Below are 17,572 nucleotides of genomic sequence, written 5' to 3'. Positions count from 1 at the left end.
CCAACATGTTCAAGGACAAGACTCTCCTGATCACCGGCGGCACCGGCTCCTTCGGCAATGCCGTCCTGCAACGCTTCATCCACTCGGACTTCGGCGAAATCCGCGTCTTCAGCCGCGACGAGAAGAAGCAGGAGGACATGCGCATCGCCCTGAAGAGCGACAAGGTCAAGTTCTACATCGGGGACGTGCGCGACTACGACGCGGTGGACGACGCCATGCGCGGAGTGGACTACGTCTTCCACGCCGCGGCGCTCAAGCAGGTGCCGTCCTGCGAGTTCTATCCGATGGAGGCGGTCCGCACCAACGTGCTCGGCGCGGAGAACGTCATGCGTGCGGCGATCGCCAATGGCGCCCGGCGCTGCGTGGTGCTCAGCACGGACAAGGCCGTCTACCCGATCAACGCCATGGGCATGTCCAAGGCGATGATGGAGAAGGTGATGGTCGCCAAGTCGCGCCTGTCCGATCCGGAGCACACGGTGCTGTGCGCGACGCGCTACGGCAATGTGATGGCCTCGCGCGGCTCCGTCATTCCGCTGTTCCTCGACCAGATCGCCCAGGGCAAGCCGATCACCGTCACCGACCCTGCGATGACGCGCTTCATGATGTCCCTGGAGGAGTCGGTGGACCTGGTCCTCTACGCGTTCCAGAACGCGCGGCCCGGCGACATCTTCGTGCAGAAGGCGCCGGCGGCCACCGTGGGCGACCTGGCGGAGGCGATGAAGAAGCTGTTCCACTCGAAGGCGGAAATCAAGATCATCGGCACGCGCCACGGCGAGAAGCTGTACGAGTCGCTGATCTCGCGGGAGGAGATGGCACGCTCCGAGGACCTGGGCGGCTATTACCGGATCCCCGCGGATTCGCGCGACCTGAACTACAACAAGTATTTCGTGGAGGGCGAGCCGGAGATCTCGCAGATCGACGACTACACCTCGCACAACACCAGGCGCCTGGACGTGCGCGAGGTGATGGAGACCCTCACGAAGCTCGACCTGATCCGCAATGCCCTCCGCTAAGCTCAAGGTCATGACCATCGTCGGCACGCGCCCGGAGATCATCCGGCTGTCGCGCGTGATCGACCGCTTCGATCGGCATTGCGAGCACACGCTCGTGCATACCGGGCAGAACTACGACTACGAACTCAACGAGGTGTTCTTCCGGGAGCTCGGCATCCGCAAGCCGGACGCCTTCCTGGAGGCGGCGGGCGCCAACGCGGCGGAGACGATCGGCAAGGTGATCATCGCCGCCGACCAGGTGCTCGCGCGTTACCAGCCCGAGGCGCTGATGATCCTGGGCGACACCAACAGCTGCCTGTCGGCGATCGCCGCGAAGCGCCGCAAGGTGCCAATCTTCCACATGGAGGCCGGCAACCGCTGCTTCGACTTTCGCGTCCCGGAGGAGATCAACCGGCGCATCGTCGACCACACCTCCGACATCAATCTCACCTACAGCGAGATCGCGCGCGAATACCTGCTGCGCGAAGGCCTGCCGCCCGACCAGGTGATCAAGACCGGCAGTCCCATGCGGGAGGTCATCGAACACCACCGGCGCGAGATCGAGGCGTCCGACGTCCTGGGGCGCCTCGGCCTGCGCGAGGGCGGATACTTCGTCGTCAGTTCGCACCGCGAGGAGAACGTCGACGCGCCCGAGCGGCTGCACAAGCTGTTCGACGTGCTCAATGCCGTCGCGGAGCGCTCCGGGTTGCCCGTGATCGTCTCGACGCATCCCCGCACGCGCAAGCGCATCGAAGCCCTGGGCCTGACGGCCGATGCGAACGTCCGGTTCCACAAGCCGTTCGGCTTCCTCGACTACGTCGCCCTCCAGACCCGGGCCCGTGCGGTTCTCTCGGACAGCGGCACCATCACCGAGGAATCGTCGATCCTCAACTTCCCCGCGCTCAACCTGCGCGAAGTGCACGAGCGCCCCGAGGGGTTCACGGAAGCCAGCGTCATGTTCGTCGGGCTGGACGTCCAGCGCGTGCTGCAGGGCCTCGCCATCCTCGAGGAGCAGCCCCGCGGGGACCGCCGGCTGCTGCGACTGGTGGACGACTACGCGCCGACCAACGTCTCCGACAAGGTGTTGCGCATCGTCCAGAGCTATACGGACTTCGTCAATCGGAAGGTCTGGCACCAATGATCTTTCTGGCGCTCTTCAGTCTCGCGGTGGCGCTGGCGTTCTCGGCGCTGTTCATCCGCAGTGCGCAAGGCCATGCCCGGCGCTACGACCAAACCAAGGTCCAGAGGTTCCACAAAGGCGACATCCCGCGCATCGGCGGCGTTGCCATCCTGCTGGGGCTGATGGCGGGCTGGGGCGTGGCGGCCGTGTCCGCCGCCTACGGCGACGCGGTGAATACCGCCATCGACGCCAAGGTGGCCGTGAGCTGCATGCTGGTCGTGCTGCCCGCCGCGCTGGCGGGAGCCTGGGAAGACGTGACCCAGGAGGTCTCGATCCTGCTGCGCTTCGGCATGACGATGCTCAGCGCCGCGCTCGCCTGCTGGCTGCTGGACCTGCAGCTCGGGCGACTGGGCATTCCCTCCGTGGACGGGTGGCTGGCGGCCATGCCGGCCGCGGGGATCCTGCTCGCGTTCTTCGCGCTGTGCGGGGCGCCGCATGCGTTCAACCTGATAGACGGCTACAACGGCCTGGCCGGCACCGTGGCCTTGCTCATTTGCATGGCGCTGGTGCACGTCGCCCTGGCCAACGGCGACCGCCAGCTGGCCGGCCTGATCGTCTGCGTGGCGGGCGCCACGGCCGGATTCCTGTTCTGGAACTATCCGCGCGGCTCGATCTTCGCGGGCGACGGCGGGGCCTACCTGTGGGGGATCACGATCGGCGTCGCGTCGCTTGCGCTCGTGCAGCGGCATCCGATGGTTTCGCCGTGGTTCCCGATGCTGCTGTTGATCTATCCGGTCTGCGAGACGCTGTTCTCCATCTACCGCAAGGTGGCGCGCGGCAGCTCGCCCGGGGTCGCCGACGCGCTGCATTTCCATCAATTGATCTACCGCCGCATCGTGCGCAACGTCTTCCACGAGGACGAAACCCGGCGCGTCCTGAGCCGCAACAATCGCACGTCGCCCTATCTCTGGGGCTTCACGGTGCTGACGGTCGCGCCCGCGCTGCTGTTCTGGTCGAACACCGCGGCGCTGATGTTCTTCTGCGCGGTGTCCGTGATCGCCTACGTCGCGGCGTACCTGATGATCGTCCGTTTCAAGGTGCCGCCCTGGGTGCGCCGGGCACCGAGCGGCGTTCGTCGCCACGTTCGCGCCCGGGTGCACCAGCCCTTGCACGGCACGGGTTACGGTCGGCGCCATTCCGCGGCCGAGCCCCAGGCACGGGAAGCCACCGCGCGGCGGGAGGTCGTGGGCGAGCACGAACCCACCTGAGCCACCAGCCCGCCGCGGCACGCGGCGGACTGCTCCTGCGGCACAATTGCTCTTCCGCCCTTCCCGCAGCCATGAACGACGTCATCCACATCGCCCCGCGCGACAAGGCCGAGATCCTCGCGCAGGCGCTCCCCTACATCCGCAAGTTCCATGGCAAGACCATGGTCATCAAATATGGCGGCAACGCCATGACCGACCCCGAACTGCAGGCGGACTTCGCCGAGGACGTGGTGCTGCTGAAGCTGGTGGGCATCAACCCCGTGGTGGTCCATGGGGGCGGGCCGCAGATCGAGCAGGCGCTCAATCGCCTGGGCAAGAAGGGCGAGTTCATCCAGGGCATGCGCGTGACCGACGCCGAGACCATGGAAGTGGTCGAATGGGTGCTGGCCGGCGAGGTGCAGCAGGACATCGTCGGCTTCATCCACAAGGCCGGCGGCCAGGCCGTGGGCCTCACCGGGCGTGACGGCGGCCTGATCCGCGCGCGCAAGCTCAAGATGGTCGACCAGAAGGACCCGAGCATCGAGCACGACGTCGGCCAGGTCGGCGACATCGTCGAGATCTGCCCCGGCGTGGTGAAGGCGCTGCTGGAGGACAACTTCATCCCGGTGGTCAGCCCGATCGGCTTCGGCGCCGAGAACGAGAGCTACAACATCAACGCCGACGTGGTCGCGAGCAAGCTCGCCCAGACCCTGCAGGCCGAGAAGCTGGTGCTCCTGACCAACACGCCCGGCGTGCTGGACAAGGCCGGCCAGCTGCTCACCGACCTCTCGGCCCGCGAGATCGACGCGCTGTTCGCCGACGGCACGATCTCCGGCGGCATGCTGCCCAAGATCAGCGGCGCGCTGGAAGCGGCCAAGAGCGGCGTGAACGCCGTGCACATCATCGACGGCCGCGTGCCGCACGCGATGCTGCTTGAAATCCTGACCGACCAGGCCTACGGCACCATGATCCGGTCCCACTGAGCATGCGGCTGCTACTGGTCGAAGACGATGTGATGGTCGCCAGCGGCATCAAGCTGGGGCTGACGAACGCCGGTTACGCGGTGGACTGGGTGGGCAGCGGCGAGCGCGCCGAGGAGGTGCTGCGCGGCGAGGTGTTCGACGCCGCCATCATCGACATCGGGCTGCCCAACATGGACGGCCTGGAGCTCACGCGCCGCCTGCGCCGCCCGGAAATGGCGAGCCAGCACACGCCGGTGCTGATCCTCACCGCGCGCGACGCGCTGCACGACCGCGTGCAGGGCCTGGACCTCGGGGCCGACGACTACATGATCAAGCCCTTCGAGCTGCCGGAACTGCTGGCGCGCCTGCGCGCCTTGCTGCGGCGCTCGCAGGCGGCGACGTCCGCGGTGCTCAGCTTCGGGCCGATCGAGTTGGACACGGCCAACCGCCGCGCCAGCGCCCAGCGCAACGGCCAGTCCGTGCCGATCGAGCTGGGCCCGCGCGAGTGGACCGTGATGGAATACCTCCTGATCAACGCGCCCAAGCCGGCCAGCAAGGAAAAGCTGCTGCAGGCCCTGACCGGCTGGGACAAGGAGATCACGCCCAACGCCGTGGAGGTCTACATCTCGCGGCTGCGCAGCAAGCTGGAGCCCTACGGCGTGGCGCTGCGCTCCATCCGCGGCTTCGGTTACCGGCTGGAGCTGCGTCCCTCGGACGCGGCCTGATGCCGCACTTCGTGCCGCGCGCCGGGCGCCGGCTGCGCGTCGGCGTCACCTCGGGGCTGCAGCGCCGGCTGCTGGTGATGCTGATCGTGCCGCTGGTGCTGCTGGCGGCGCTCAACGCCTGGTTCGAATACCGCTCCGCCGGCAACGTCGCCCTCCAGCAGGACCACCGGCTGCAGGCGCTGGTCCCGCTGGTGGCCGACTCCATCGTCGGCGATGCGGGCGGGCGGCCGCTGCTGATGCTGGCGCCGCCGGTGCAGGAGTTCCTGAAGGACCACCCCGCCGCGTCGGCCTACGCCATCAGCGACATCGACGGCAAGCTCCTGCACGGCGAGGACTGGCTGATCGAGCAGTTGCCGCCGGCCGACGCGGAGCCGCAGTTCCACAGCGAGGAGCACGGCGGCACCACCTGGCGCATCGTGCGCCAGCGCCAGCAGACCATCTTCGGCGACGTGGTGGTGGCGGTCGGCGACGGCGCCGACCCGCGCCAGCAGTGGGCCCGCTCCATCCTGTTGAAGGTGCTGCTGCCCAACCTGGTGCTGATCGCCGCCGCGGCCTTCGCCGTGGGCTGGGCGGTGGAGCGGGCGCTGCGGCCCCTGCGGGCGCTGAAGGAAGCGGTGGAGCGCCGCTCCCCCCGCGACCTGAGCGCCATCGACGAATCGGCCTCGCCGGAGGAGGTGCGGCCCCTGGTCGATTCCCTCAACCGCCTGTTCGGGCTGGTGAACGCGCAGGCCGAGAGCCAGCGGCGCTTCGTCGCCGACGCGGCCCACCAGCTGCGCACGCCGCTTGCCGGCCTGCAGGCGCAGGTCGAAGCCTGGTCGGAGGCGGCCAGCGCGCGGACCGGGGCGGCCACCCTGGACCTGCCCACGGAGCAGGTCTACAAGCTGCGCAACGCCACCCGGCGCACCACGCAGCTGGCCAACCAGCTGCTGGCGCTGTCGCGGGCCGACGCGCGCGGCATGCACTCGCAGCCGCAGCAGCGGGTGGACCTCAAGGCACTGTGCGAGAACACGCTGGAGCAGCAGCTCGACGCGGCCACGGTGCGCCGGATCGACCTCGGCCTCGACGCCCAGCCGGTCCGGGTCATGGGCCACGAGTGGCTGCTGCGGGAGCTGCTGGCCAACCTGGTCGACAACGCCGTGAAGTACAGCGACGAGGGCGGCAGCGTCACGATCCGCTGCGGGCGGCGCGGCAGCGAAGCCTTCCTGGAGGTGGAGGACGACGGCCCGGGCGTGGCGGTGGCGGAGCGGCCCCGGATCCTGGAGCGCTTCTACCGCGTGCAGGGCACGCAGGGCGAGGGCAACGGGCTGGGCCTGGCCATCGCGGAAGAGATCGCCCGGGTCCATCACAGCCACCTCCAACTGGGCGCCGGCGCCGGGGGGCGTGGCTTGAAAGTCACACTTCCCCTGCCGGGGTAAGTACATACTCGGCGTTCGGGCCATCTTCCTGCGGCCGGGTTGGCAAAAGGCCACGGTTGGGTATGCGAGAATGGTTTCAACCGCTGACCTTCTGCGACCTTTATGTCCCACGCCGAGCTCGACTCCCCTGAACCCGCTCCCGGCGCCGACGCCTCGGCCCCGGCCGTGGTGCGCAAGCGTCCGAAGCCGGGCGAGCGGCGCGTGCAGATCCTGCAGGCGCTGGCGACCATGCTGGAGCAGCCCGGCTCCGAGCGCATCACCACGGCGGCCCTGGCGGCGCGGTTGGAGGTGAGCGAAGCGGCGCTGTACCGGCACTTCGCCAGCAAGGCGCAGATGTTCGAGGGCCTGATCGAGTTCATCGAGCAGAGCGTCTTCACCCTGATCAACCAGATCGCCGAGCGCGAGCCTCCCGGCCCCTCGCAGGCCGGCCGCATCGTGGCCATGCTGATCCAGTTCGCCGAGAAGAACCCGGGCATGACCCGCGTGATGGTCGGCGACGCGCTGGTGTTCGAGAACGAGCGCCTGCAGCAGCGCATGAACCAGTTCTTCGACAAGGTCGAAGCCTCGCTCAAGCAGTGCCTGCGCAGCACCGCCGATGCCAGCGCCCCCACGGTCGATGCCGCCGTGCGCGCCTCGGTGCTCACGGCCTTCATCGTCGGGCGGCTGCAGCGCTTCGCGCGCTCGGGGTTCAAGCGCGCGCCGTCGGAGCACCTCGAGGCGAGCCTCGCCCGGATGCTGTAATGAGGGGGCTTCGGCCCCCTTCGCTTTTTCCGTGTTGAAGATCCGCCTGGCCGGCGAGGATGCGCTGCTGCATCCCGGCGGCGCCCTGTTCCTGCCCGCCCACGGGACCCTGCTGGTCGCCGACGTCCACTTCGGCAAGGCCGTGAGCTTCCGCCGGCTCGGCGTGCCGGTGCCGCGCGGCACGACCGGCGAGACGGTGGCGCGGCTGGATGCGGCACTGGCCGGGACGGGCGCGCGGGCCCTCGTCTTCCTCGGCGACTTCCTGCACTCCGCCCGCTCGCATGCCAGGGGCACGCTGGCCGTGCTGCAGGCGTGGCGCGAGCGGCATCCCGCGCTGCCGGTGACGCTGGTGCGCGGCAACCACGACGCCCGCGCCGGCGACCCGCCCGCCAGCCTGGGCTTCGCCATCGTCGACGAGCCGCTGCGGCTGGGCCCCTTCGCGCTGTGCCACCACCCGCGGCCCGTCCCGGGGGCCTACGTGCTGGCGGGGCACTGGCATCCCTGCGTCAGCGTCAGCGGCCGCGCCTTCGAGCGCCTGCGCCTGCCCTGTTTCTGGCTCGGCGACGAGAACGGCCCTCCGGGGCAGGCCGTGGGCGTCCTGCCGGCCTTCGGCAGCTTCACGGGCATGCACCCGATCGCGCCACGCGCCGGCGACCGCGTCTTCCCCATCGCGGGCGACGTGGTGCGGGCGCTGCCTGTGCCATAACGTGCGCGTCGGACCCGCACCGACAGGCACCGTCAATGCGCTCTGGCGAGCGGCGCGCCGGCAGCAGCATGGAATAGGGCGTCCCTACCTCCAAAGGAGCAGTCGATGAATCGCAAACATGCCCTCGCCGTGGCCGCCGCCGCTTTCCTTGCCGCCCCCGTCTTCGCCCAGACCACCACCTGCACGCTCTCGAGCGACAACCTGCAGATGACCTGCCCCAGCACGACCATCCTGGGCGCCGGCCCGGTGATGAGCAGCAGCGGCACCGTGGTGACCTCCGGCACCGGCCTGGTGGTGACCCCCGGCGCGCCGAGTTCCAGCGTCATCGTGGCGCCCGCCTCGCGCGTGCTGCCCGGTGCCTCCAACGTGCAGGCCAGCCAGACCACCATCCTGGGCGGCCCGGCCGCCGGCGGCATCGCCAGCAGCCAGACGATCGTGACGCGCTACTGGGTCAACGTGCCCGCCGGCGTCGAGGGCCGCGCCGACTTCCAGCGCTGGATGAACCTGAAGCCCTGACGCCGGCCCAGGGCGTCAGTCGACCTCGGCGCCGACCCGGGCGCCCGCGGTCACGATCTCCGACCAGGTCTGATCGTCGATCGCGATCCCCTCGATCTCGCGCTGGCGGCGGGCCTTGCGCTCGGGCTCGCCCGCCAGCATCACGCCCTCGCTGCCGGCCCCCGGGGGGCTCTGCCGCAGCCACTCCACGAAGGCCAGGGCCTCGCTGGCGAAGCTGTCCTGCGTGCCCAGCTTGCGCGGGTCGACCAGGATCGTGAACATGCCGTTGATCACCGCGCGCTTGTCGTCCGCCGGCCGGTGCCAGGTGCCGCTGCCCGTGAGCGCCCCTCCGAGCAGTTCGCAGGCCACGGCCATGCCGTAGCCCTTGTGCTCGCCGAAGGCGAGCAGGGCGCCGAACATGCCGCCCGGTTGCGGCACCACCACCACGCCGGGGTTCGTCGTCGGCTGCCCCTTCTCGTCGATCAGGTAGCCCGGCTCGACCTGCCGGCCTTCGTTGTGCGCGACTCGCATCTTTCCCTGCGCCACCCGGCTGGTCGCGAAGTCCAGCAGGAAGGGCGGCTGGCCCGGCAGGGGGATGCCGACGCAGAAGGGATTGGTGCCGTAGCGGCCGTCGCCGCCCCCGAAGGGCGCGACCACCGGGCGCGACTGCACGTTGACGAAGTGGATGGAAACCAGCCCGCGCTCCACCGCCATTTCCGCGAAGTGGCCGATGCGGCCCAGGTGGTGCGCGTTGGCCAGCGCCATCACGCAGCTGCCGGCCTCCTGCGCGCGCGTCATGGCCAGGGCCATGGCCTGCTCGCCCACGACCTGGCCGTAGCCGCGGCGCCCGTCCAGCGCCAGCAGGCAGCCGCCATCGAGCTTCACCTCGATGCTGGCGTTGGGCGTGAGCCCGCCTTCCAGCACCGCATCGACGTAGCGGGGCAGCATGCCCACCCCGTGCGAGTCGTGGCCGCTCAGGTTGGCCAGCACCAGGTTGTCGGCCACGGTGCGGCTCTCCGCGGGAGAGCTGCCGGCCTTCGCCAGCACGGCGGCCACGGTGGCGCGCAGTTGCGCCGCGGAATACTTCTTCGTCATTGCGTTCCCTGTCTGGAGGTCTGTGGCTGATCGAGCAGGTCTTTAACGCAAAAGCCGCGAAAGCTGCGCAAAAGCCGCAAAAGAAGACATCTTCAATGGATGTTCTTTGTGGCTTTGACTGCTTGCCTTCTGCGGTTTTTGCGTTGAATGGTTTTGGAATTCCTACATCACCGCCCCGACCTGCCAGGGCACGAACTCGTTCTGGCCGTAGCCGTGCTGCTCGCTCTTGCTGCGCTCGCCCGAGGCGGTGGCCAGCACCAGGCGGAAGATGCGCTCGCCCATCTCCTGGATCGAGGCGGCGCCGTCGATGATCTCGCCGCAGTTGATGTCCATGTCCTCTTCCTGCCGCTGCCACAGCGCCGTGTTGGTGGCGAGCTTCAGCGAAGGCGAGGGCGCGCAGCCGTAGGCCGAGCCGCGGCCCGTGGTGAAGCAGATCATGTTGGCGCCGCCGGCCACCTGGCCGGTGGCGCTGACCGGGTCGTAGCCGGGCGTGTCCATGTACACGAAGCCGTACGCGTCCACGCGCTGCGCGTACTCGTACACCGCCTGCAGGTTGGTGGTGCCGCCCTTGGCCACGGCGCCCAGCGACTTCTCCAGGATGGTGGTGAGACCGCCCGCCTTGTTGCCCGGCGACGGGTTGTTGTTCATCTCGCCATCGTTGACCCGGGTGTAGTGCTCCCACCAGCGGATGCGCTCGATCAGCTTCTCGCCGACCTCGCGCCGCACCGCGCGGCGCGTCAGCAGGTGCTCGGCGCCGTAGATCTCCGGCGTCTCCGACAGGATCGCCGTGCCGCCGTGCGCCACCAGGAGGTCCACTGCTGCCCCGAGCGCGGGATTGGCGCTGATGCCGGAATAGCCGTCCGAGCCGCCGCACTGCAGGCCGATGGTGATGTGCGCGGCACTGCAGGGTTCGCGCCTGACCCGGTTGGCCGCCGGCAGCATGCCCCGGACCAGCGCGATGCCCTTTTCGACCGTCTTGCGCGTGCCGCCGGTGTCCTGGATGTTGAACACCTGAAGGGTCTCGCCCTCGCGCAGGCTGCTGTGGGCCAGCCAGGCGTTGATCTGGTTGGCCTCGCAGCCCAGGCCGACGACGATCACCGCCGCGAAATTCGCGTGCGTCGCGTAGCCGGCGAGGGTGCGTTCCAGGATGTCGATGCCCAGGCCTTCGCTGGCCATGCCGCAGCCGGTGCCGTGGGTGAGCGCCACGACGCCGTCGACGTGGGGGTAGGCTTCGAGCGCCTCGGGATTGGTCTGGCGCGAGAAATGGTCGGCGATGGCGCGGGCCGCCGTCGCCGAGCAGTTCACGCTGGAGAGCACGCCGATGTAGTTGCGGGTGGCGACGCGGCCGTCGGCGCGGCGGATCCCCATGAAGGTGGCTTCGCGCTTCGCCGGCTCGGGCTTCACGTCGGCCCCGAAGGCGTAGTCGCGTTCGAAGTCGCCCATCACGAGGTTGTGCGTGTGCACGTGCTCGCCGGCGGCGATGGGCCGGCTGGCGAAGCCGATGATCTGGTTGTAGCGCCGCACCGGCTCGCCGGCCGCGATGGCGCGCGTGGCGATCTTGTGCCCCGGCGGGACCAGCCCGCGCGCGGTGACGTTCTCGACCGACGTCCCGCCCACGAGCTGGGTGCGCGCGATCAGGACGTCGTCGTTCGGATGCAGTCGGATGAATGGAGTCATGTCGGTTCCCGCTTTCCGCGTGCCACCGCGGAACCGGCTTTGCCGGGCCGCTGGTGGCGCGCCCTCGAGGGGGAGGCGCCGCAGGCGCTTCGGGGGTGGATCAATAGAACAGCTTCGGCAGCCACAATACCGCCTTCGGCACGTAGGTGATGAACACCAGCGACGCCAGCAGCGGCACCAGCCACGGCAGGATCGCGACCGTCGTTCGCTCCACCGACAGCTTCGCCACCCGCGCCAGCACGAACAGGACCATGCCCATGGGCGGGTGCAGCAGGCCGATCATGAGGTTCAGCACCATCACCAGCCCGAAGTGGACCAGGTCGATCCCCAACTGCTGGCAGATCGGCACCAGGATCGGCACCAGGATCGTGATGGCGGCGGTCGGCTCCAGGAAGCAGCCGACGAACAGCATCAGGACGTTGGCCAGCAGCAGGAAGACCCAGGGCTCGCGGGTGAAGCCGAGCACCCAGGACGAGATCGCGGCGGTGACGCCGGTGGCGGTCAGCATCCAGCCGAAGATGCTGGCGGCGGCCACGATGAACAGCACCGTGGACGTGGTTTCCACCGTGTCGAGGCAGACCTTGACGAACGCCTTCCACGCCAGCGTGCGGTACCAGGCGAAGCCCAGCACCATCGCCCAGATGCAGGCGGCGATCGCGCCTTCGGTGGGGGTGAACACGCCGGTGGTCATGCCGCCGATCAGCAGCACGGGCGTCATGATCGGCAGCACCGCCTGGAAGCGGAACATGCGGTCGGCCGCGAACAGGGCGATGCCGCACACCAGCACGGTCAGCTGCGCCGGCATGCCCGCCTTCACGACCAGCAGCCACACGGCCGCCGGCCAGCCGATCACCACCGCGGTCTCGATGATCGCCTTCGACACGCGGTGCCACTCGAACTTGACGTCGCCGCCCCAGCCGTTCTTGTGCGCGAAGTACGCCACCGTCAGCATCATCGCCACCGCCATGATGGCGCCCGGCAGGATGCCCGCCAGGAACAGCGCGCCCACGCTCACGTTGGCCATCATCCCGTAGATCACGAAAGGCAGGCTGGGCGGGATGATCGGCCCGAGAGTGGCCGAGGCGGCCGTCACGCCGACCGCGAACTCGGTCTCGTAGCCATGGTCCTTCATGGCCTTGATCTCGATGGTGCCCAGGCCCGCGGCGTCGGCGATCGCGGTGCCGCTCATGCCGGCGAACACCACCGAGCCCACCACGTTGACGTGGCCCAGGCCGCCCTTGAGCCAGCCCACCAGCGCCAGCGCGTAGTTGTAGATGCGGTTGGTGATGCCGGCGTTGTTCATCAGGTTGCCGGCCAGGATGAAGAAGGGCACCGCCAGCAGGGGGAAGCTGTCGATGCCGCTCACCATGCGGTGGATCACCACGAAGGGCGGCAGGTTGCCGCTGTAGAGGATGTACAGCAGCGACGAGCCCGCCATGGCGATGGCGACGGGGAGGCCGCCGGCCATCAGCAGCAGGAAGAGGACCTTGAGCATGGCGACCTTCTAGTTGTCGTGGATGTCGGACTCGGGCCGTTCCAGCACCGAGTACCCGCGCTTCCAGTGATGGCGGGCCACCAGCACGGAGCGGAACGTCATGAGCGCGAAGCCGGCCAGGCAGACGCCATAGACATAGTTCATGGGCAGGTCGACCAGCGTCATGCGCGAGTTGCTGCCCAGCCTCTCCATCATCATCCAGGTGAGCACCACGGCGGCGGCGAAGAAGCCGATGCGCAGCACGTCCACCGCCGTGGCCATCCCGCGCGCCATGCGGTGCGGCATGAAGCGGTAGAAGAAGTCGACCTGGATGTGGTTGTTCTTGACCACGCCGATGGTGGCGCCGATGAACACCACCCCGATCAGGAGGTAGCGCGCGATCTCCTCGGTCCAGGAGGCCGAGTCGTTCATGACGTAGCGCGTGAGGAACTGGTAGAAGACCACCAGGCCCAGCGTCCAGAACAGGCCCAGCGCGAGCCAGCCCTCCACCGGGGTGCCGGAGAGGTCGACCGCCTCGTCCTGCGCGTGGAACTCGCCGTCGTCCCCGAGGACGTGCGGCATCTCGTCGATGATCGAGCGTTCGGGCGCCGGGGCGGGCGGGGCCAGGCCCGCACCGCCCGCGGCCTCGTCGGTGCGGGCGGCGTGCATCACTTCAGGTTGACGACGCGGTCGTAGTCCTTCTTGTCCATCTGCATGGACTCGAAGGTGATCGTCTTCAGCACCTGCTGGGCGAAGGCATTGCGGTCCACGGAGACCACGTTGATGCCCTTCTTCTTGAACTCGTCCACCAGCTCGCCCTCGCGCTTCTTGATGTCGTTGGTGGCGTGTTCCGCCGCCTCCTGCTGGATCTCCATCAGCAGCTTCTGTTCGGCCGGCGTCAGCTTGGCCATCAGGCTGCCGGAGTTGACGGTCAGCAGGGCGTCGGAAATGTGGCCGGTGAGGATGATGTTCTTCTGCACCTCGAAGAACTTCTTGGCCTCGATGGTGGGCAGCGGATTCTCCTGCGCGTCCACGGTGCCGTTCTGCAGCGCCAGGTACACCTCGGCGAAGGCGATCGGCGTCGGGTTGGCGCCGCAGGCGCGCGGCAGCGCGGTGTAGGCCGGCGCGTCGGGCACGCGCATCTTCAGGCCCTTCATCTGCTCGCAGGTCGTGAACAGCTTGTTGCTGGTGGCGTGGCGGGCGCCGTAGTAGGTGAGGGCGGTGATGGTGTTGCCGCCGGTGGCCTTCCTGTAGCCCTCGGCCAGCTCCTTGAACACGTCGCTCTTCGCGTACTTCAGGACGTGGTCGGCGTCGCGGAAGATGAAGGGGTAGTAGCTGATCGCCAGCCGCGGGTAGGAGCGCGCGGCGAAGGAGGCGCCGGTGATGATGATGTCGACCGTGCCCAGCTGCAGGCCCTGGTTGATGTCGCTTTCCTTGCCCAGGCTGGAGGCCGGGAAGACCTGGATCTCGTACTTGCCGTTGGTGCGCTTCTTGAACTCCTCGCCGGCCCAGACCGACCACTTGTGGTAAGGCTCGGACGTCTCGTAGACGTGCGCCCATTTCAGCTTGGTCTGCGCGAAGGCCGGTGCGGCGGCCGCGGCGGCCAGCGCGCAGGCGGCGATCAGTTGGACGGTAAGGCGTTGGGTCATGGAGTCTCCTTCGAACGTGCGTTGGCTTCAGGAATGGTTGGCGTTGCGCCAGCTCGCGCTGTAGCGGCCGGTCGACTTCCTCAGGTGCTGCTGCATGGCCGCGCGGGCGGCGGCCGCGTCGCGGGCGCGGATCGCCTCCAGCACGGCGTCGTGTTCGACCAGCGCGGCGCTCCAGGCGGCGGGGGTCTCGAAATGCGCGCCGAGGCGCAGGAACAGCGGGCCGTGGCGGGCGCTCCAGTAGCTGCGCACCGTGTCGGCCAGGACTTCGTTGCCGCAGGCCTGCGCCACGGCGACGTGGAAGGCCTCGTCGCCGCCGCGCGGCTCGACGCCGGAGCCGGCCTCCTCGCGCATCTGTTCCAGCGCGCTCGCGATCACCGCGACCTGCGGCTTGCGGGCATGGCGCGCGGCCAGCGCCGCCACTTCCGCCTCGACCAGTTCGCGGGCCTGCATCAGCTGCAGGGGCCCCCATTCGGGGCCGGCGACTTCCCGGGCCGCGGGGCGGGTCGCGATGACGCCATCTCGCTGCTTCGGCGCCTGCACGTAGATGCCCGAGCCGGTGCGGACCTCGACCCAGCCTTCGACCTCGAGTGCGATGAGGGCCTCGCGCACCGACGGGCGGCTGACGCCCAGCTGGCGCGCGAGATCCCGTTCCGCCGGCAGCCGCGTTCCTGCGGCAAACTCCCCCTGCGCGATCAGGCCGCGCAGCTGCTCCGCGATCTGGCGGTACAGACGACTGGATTCGACGGTCTGCAGGGGCATCGGAGGCTAGGGGCTAGGGGGCCAGGAGCGCGGGTTGCCACTGATTGGCCAAGTGGTCAGGCCAATTAATATCCGGCGCGGGCCGTCCCGACGCATCGGGGTGATCCCTAGCCGCCGACTCGAGACCTGAGGAGGGACAGCAAATGCGACTGCAAGGCAAGACCGCGCTCGTGACGGCGGCGGGCCAGGGCATAGGACGCGCCAGCGCGCTGGCGCTCGCCGCCGAAGGCGCGCAGGTGTGGGCCACCGACGTCAACCCGCGCTTGCTGGACAGCTTCGAGGGCGTGGAAGGCATCCGCTGCGTGCAACTGGACGTGCTGGACAAGGCAGCCCTCACTCGTGTGATCGGCTCCATGCCCGCGCTCGACATCCTGTTCAACTGCGCCGGCTTCGTCCACAACGGCACCGTGCTTCAGGCGACCGACGAGGAATGGAACTTCGCGCTGAACCTCAACGTGCGCGCGCAGTTCTGGGCGATCCAGGCCGCGCTGCCGCGCATGCTGCAGAACGCGGGCGGCGCCGGCCGCGGCAGCATCATCAACATGGCCAGCGTGTGCAGCAGCATCAAGGGCCTGCCGAACCGCTTCATCTACGGCACGACCAAGGCGGCGGTGATCGGCCTGACGCGGAGCGTGGCCGCCGACTACGTCGCGCACGGCATCCGCTGCAACGCGATCTGCCCCGGGACCGTGGACACGCCTTCGCTGCAGGACCGCATCAACGCCAATCCCGACCCGGTTCAGGCGCGCAAGGCCTTCGTCGCGCGCCAGCCGATGGGCCGGCTGGCGAAGGCGGAGGAGATCGCGCCGCTGGTGGTGTTCCTCGCCAGCGACGAATCGGCCTTCGTCACGGGGCAGTCCTATTCGGTGGACGGAGGCATCACGATATGAACGAGCTCGATTTCCGCGGCCGGCACGCGGTGGTGACCGGCGGTGCGGCGGGGCTGGGCTTCGCCATCGCGCAGCGGCTGGTCGCCTCCGGCGGACGCGTGACGGTCTGGGACCGCGACGAGGCCGCGGCGGCCAGGGCCGCGCGCGAACTCGGCGAGGCCGGCGCGCACGCGGTGGTCGACGTGGCGAGCGAGGCCTCCGTGCGCGGCGCCGTGCAGGCCACGCTGGCGCGCGCGGGAAGGATCGATGCGCTGGTGAACAGCGCCGGCATCACCGGCCCCAACACCAAGGTGTGGGAGTACCCCGTCGACGCCTGGCGCCAGGTGTTGGACGTGAACCTCACCGGCCTGTTCCTCTGCTGCCGCGAGGTGGTGCCGGCGATGCGCGCCGCCAACTACGGCCGCATCGTCAACATCGCCTCCGTGGCGGGCAAGGACGGCAACCCGAACGCCAGCGCCTACAGCGCCAGCAAGGCGGCGGTGATCGCGCTCACCAAGTCGCTCGGCAAGGAGCTCGCCGACACCGGCATCCGCGTCAACTGCGTGACGCCGGCGGCGGTGAAGACGGCGATCTTCGACCAGATGACGCCCGAGCACATCCAGTTCATGCTCGCGAAGATCCCCATGGGCCGCTTCGGCACGCCGGAGGAAATCGCGGCGCTGGTGGGCTGGCTGTGCACGCAGGAGTGCTCGTTCTCCACCGGCGCGGTGTTCGACCTGTCGGGAGGTCGCTCGACCTACTGACTACAACCAAGGAAGAAGAATGAAACTGGTGCGCTATGGCAATCCCGGCAAGGAAAAACCGGGCCTGATCGACGACGAGGGCAAGCTGCGGGACCTGAGCGGCGTGGTCCCGGACATCGGGCCTGAGCAGCTCGGGCAGGTGGGGCTGACCCGCATCCGCAAGGTGAACCCCGCCAGGCTGCCGGCGGTGCGCGGCAACCCGCGCTTCGGCTGCCCGGTCGCGAAGGTGCCGAAGTTCATCGCCATCGGCTTGAACTACGCCGACCACGCCGCGGAAGCGGGCGCGCCCATCCCGGCCGAGCCCATCGTGTTCATGAAGGCCACCAGCTGCATCCAGGGCCCGGACGACGCGGTGATGCTGCCGCGCGGCTCGGTCAAGACCGACTGGGAAGTGGAACTGGGCGTGGTGATCGGCACCCGCGCGCGCTACGTGCCGATGAACAAGGCGCTGGCGCACGTCGCCGGCTACACGGTCTGCAACGACGTGAGCGAGCGCGAGTACCAGCTCGAACGCGGCTCGCAGTGGGACAAGGGCAAGGGCTGCGACACCTTCGGCCCGATCGGCCCCTGGCTGGTGACGACCGACGAGGTCCCGAACGTGCAGCGCCTGGACATGTGGCTGGACGTGAACGGCCAGCGCATGCAGACCGGCAACACCCGCACCATGATCTTCAACGTGGCCAAGCTGGTGAGCTACTGCAGCCACTTCATGACGCTGGAACCCGGCGACGTGATCACCACCGGCACGCCGCCCGGCGTGGGCCTGGGCATGAAGCCCCCGAAATACCTGAAGAAGGGCGACGTGGTGACGCTGGGGATCCAGGGCCTGGGCGAGCAGCGCCAGCTGGTCGTGCCCTACAAGGCCTCCTGAATCCCGCGGCG

Annotated in this window: 18 protein-coding genes; 12 read left to right on the top strand and 6 right to left on the bottom strand. The window is 69.0% G+C overall.

Annotation, left to right across the window (positions count from 1 at the left end):
• The first annotated feature begins 5 nt into the window (after nucleotides 1-5).
• The 9 genes from JJ685_RS07905 (at nucleotide 6) to JJ685_RS07865 (ending at nucleotide 8,424) form a co-directional block, all read left to right on the top strand.
• Nucleotides 6-1,013 (top strand): polysaccharide biosynthesis protein, encoded by a 1,008-nt coding sequence (locus JJ685_RS07905; protein ID WP_201673625.1) that lies wholly within the window; start codon nucleotides 6-8, stop codon nucleotides 1,011-1,013.
• Nucleotides 1,000-2,133 carry a non-hydrolyzing UDP-N-acetylglucosamine 2-epimerase gene (gene wecB / locus JJ685_RS07900; RefSeq protein ID WP_236598704.1) on the top strand — a complete coding sequence of 378 codons (1,134 nt, stop codon included), beginning with the start codon at nucleotides 1,000-1,002 and terminating at the stop codon, nucleotides 2,131-2,133. The genes JJ685_RS07905 and wecB overlap by 14 nt, the downstream gene beginning before the upstream one ends.
• Nucleotides 2,130-3,380: a glycosyltransferase family 4 protein gene (locus JJ685_RS07895; protein ID WP_201673624.1), complete on the top strand. Its 1,251-nt coding sequence runs from the start codon at nucleotides 2,130-2,132 to the stop codon at nucleotides 3,378-3,380. The genes wecB and JJ685_RS07895 overlap by 4 nt, the downstream gene beginning before the upstream one ends.
• A gap of 71 nt (nucleotides 3,381-3,451) precedes the next feature.
• Complete coding sequence (argB, locus tag JJ685_RS07890) at nucleotides 3,452-4,342, top strand: acetylglutamate kinase (protein ID WP_201673623.1); 891 nt, start codon at nucleotides 3,452-3,454, stop codon at nucleotides 4,340-4,342.
• 2 nt (nucleotides 4,343-4,344) lie between these two features.
• A complete protein-coding gene (locus JJ685_RS07885) occupies nucleotides 4,345-5,046 on the top strand; it encodes a response regulator transcription factor (protein WP_201673622.1) in 702 nt (233 codons plus the stop codon).
• Nucleotides 5,046-6,461: an ATP-binding protein gene (locus tag JJ685_RS07880; protein ID WP_201673621.1), complete on the top strand. Its 1,416-nt coding sequence runs from the start codon at nucleotides 5,046-5,048 to the stop codon at nucleotides 6,459-6,461. The genes JJ685_RS07885 and JJ685_RS07880 overlap by 1 nt, the downstream gene beginning before the upstream one ends.
• A gap of 102 nt (nucleotides 6,462-6,563) precedes the next feature.
• A complete protein-coding gene (slmA, locus tag JJ685_RS07875) occupies nucleotides 6,564-7,202 on the top strand; it encodes a nucleoid occlusion factor SlmA (protein WP_201673620.1) in 639 nt (212 codons plus the stop codon).
• A gap of 31 nt (nucleotides 7,203-7,233) precedes the next feature.
• A complete protein-coding gene (gene pdeM / locus JJ685_RS07870; protein WP_201673619.1) occupies nucleotides 7,234-7,908 on the top strand; it encodes a ligase-associated DNA damage response endonuclease PdeM in 675 nt (224 codons plus the stop codon).
• 105 nt (nucleotides 7,909-8,013) lie between these two features.
• Nucleotides 8,014-8,424, top strand: coding sequence for a hypothetical protein (locus tag JJ685_RS07865; RefSeq protein WP_201673618.1), 411 nt, complete (start codon nucleotides 8,014-8,016; stop codon nucleotides 8,422-8,424).
• A 15-nt stretch (nucleotides 8,425-8,439) separates the two neighbouring features.
• Here the strand turns inward: JJ685_RS07865 and JJ685_RS07860 are convergent, their stop codons facing one another.
• The 6 genes from JJ685_RS07860 to JJ685_RS07835 form a co-directional block, all read right to left on the bottom strand.
• A complete protein-coding gene (locus JJ685_RS07860; protein WP_201673617.1) occupies nucleotides 8,440-9,498 on the bottom strand; it encodes a malate/lactate/ureidoglycolate dehydrogenase in 1,059 nt (352 codons plus the stop codon).
• A gap of 162 nt (nucleotides 9,499-9,660) precedes the next feature.
• The gene (locus JJ685_RS07855; RefSeq protein ID WP_201673616.1) at nucleotides 9,661-11,175 is read right to left on the bottom strand and encodes a UxaA family hydrolase; all 1,515 of its coding nucleotides are present in this window, start codon (nucleotides 11,173-11,175) and stop codon (nucleotides 9,661-9,663) included.
• 100 nt (nucleotides 11,176-11,275) lie between these two features.
• On the bottom strand, nucleotides 11,276-12,670 hold the full coding sequence (locus JJ685_RS07850; protein WP_201673615.1) for a TRAP transporter large permease: 1,395 nt from the start codon (nucleotides 12,668-12,670) through the stop codon (nucleotides 11,276-11,278).
• A gap of 9 nt (nucleotides 12,671-12,679) precedes the next feature.
• Nucleotides 12,680-13,231 (bottom strand): TRAP transporter small permease, encoded by a 552-nt coding sequence (locus JJ685_RS07845; protein WP_201673732.1) that lies wholly within the window; start codon nucleotides 13,229-13,231, stop codon nucleotides 12,680-12,682.
• Between the two features lie 86 nt (nucleotides 13,232-13,317).
• Nucleotides 13,318-14,298 (bottom strand): sialic acid TRAP transporter substrate-binding protein SiaP, encoded by a 981-nt coding sequence (locus JJ685_RS07840; protein WP_201673614.1) that lies wholly within the window; start codon nucleotides 14,296-14,298, stop codon nucleotides 13,318-13,320.
• A 27-nt stretch (nucleotides 14,299-14,325) separates the two neighbouring features.
• On the bottom strand, nucleotides 14,326-15,057 hold the full coding sequence (locus JJ685_RS07835) for a FadR/GntR family transcriptional regulator (protein WP_201673613.1): 732 nt from the start codon (nucleotides 15,055-15,057) through the stop codon (nucleotides 14,326-14,328).
• A 143-nt stretch (nucleotides 15,058-15,200) separates the two neighbouring features.
• Here JJ685_RS07835 and JJ685_RS07830 point away from each other — a divergent pair, with 143 nt between their 5' ends.
• From JJ685_RS07830 to JJ685_RS07820, 3 genes are read left to right on the top strand one after another with little or no spacing between them, the layout of a single operon-like run.
• A complete protein-coding gene (locus JJ685_RS07830) occupies nucleotides 15,201-15,947 on the top strand; it encodes an SDR family oxidoreductase (protein ID WP_201673612.1) in 747 nt (248 codons plus the stop codon).
• Nucleotides 15,944-16,690 (top strand): SDR family NAD(P)-dependent oxidoreductase, encoded by a 747-nt coding sequence (locus JJ685_RS07825; protein WP_201673611.1) that lies wholly within the window; start codon nucleotides 15,944-15,946, stop codon nucleotides 16,688-16,690. Before JJ685_RS07830 ends, JJ685_RS07825 begins: the two co-directional genes overlap by 4 nt.
• Before the next feature lie 19 nt (nucleotides 16,691-16,709).
• Nucleotides 16,710-17,561: a fumarylacetoacetate hydrolase family protein gene (locus JJ685_RS07820; protein ID WP_201673610.1), complete on the top strand. Its 852-nt coding sequence runs from the start codon at nucleotides 16,710-16,712 to the stop codon at nucleotides 17,559-17,561.
• Nucleotides 17,562-17,572 lie beyond the last annotated feature (11 nt).

It is taken from the genome of Ramlibacter monticola (assembly GCF_016722785.1).
GTDB classification, from domain to species: domain Bacteria; phylum Pseudomonadota; class Gammaproteobacteria; order Burkholderiales; family Burkholderiaceae_C; genus Ramlibacter; species Ramlibacter monticola.
Note: the sequence above shows the minus strand (reverse complement) of the source record. Positions and strands in the feature narration are given on the sequence as shown.